2 pseudogenes are annotated in these 249 nt (G+C 33.3%); one reads left to right on the top strand and one right to left on the bottom strand.

The annotated features are described in order from the left end of the window. Positions 1-126: pseudogene (locus IDG64_RS15680) on the top strand (nickel ABC transporter permease subunit NikB); the annotation flags it as partial. On the opposite strand, the pseudogene IDG64_RS14695 reads toward IDG64_RS15680, so the two are convergent. Continuing rightward, positions 124-249, bottom strand: a pseudogene (locus IDG64_RS14695) (staphylopine uptake ABC transporter permease subunit CntC); the annotation flags it as partial. The pseudogenes IDG64_RS15680 and IDG64_RS14695 overlap by 3 nt on opposite strands.

The raw sequence follows: 249 nt of genomic DNA, 5'->3' as shown, positions 1-249 counted from the left end.
AATGAAGATTATGTACTTTATTTAAGAGCAAGCGGTGTGAAATCTATCACATTAATGTTGCATGTGTTGCGTAATGCTTTACAAGTTGCGGTATCAATCTTTTGTATGTCTATACCAATGATAATGGTCAGTACCTAGTAGATGTTGAAAACTCATGCCAGCAAATTTGTTTGCTGTATCGATATGGTTAGGATCATAAAATGTCACAAGTGGTGCTGCTAATCCTAAAAAGACATATAATACAATAAT

Source organism: Staphylococcus sp. EG-SA-15 (assembly GCF_017151895.1).
GTDB classification, from domain to species: Bacteria; Bacillota; Bacilli; order Staphylococcales; family Staphylococcaceae; genus Staphylococcus; species Staphylococcus aureus.
Note: the sequence above shows the minus strand (reverse complement) of the source record. Positions and strands in the feature narration are given on the sequence as shown.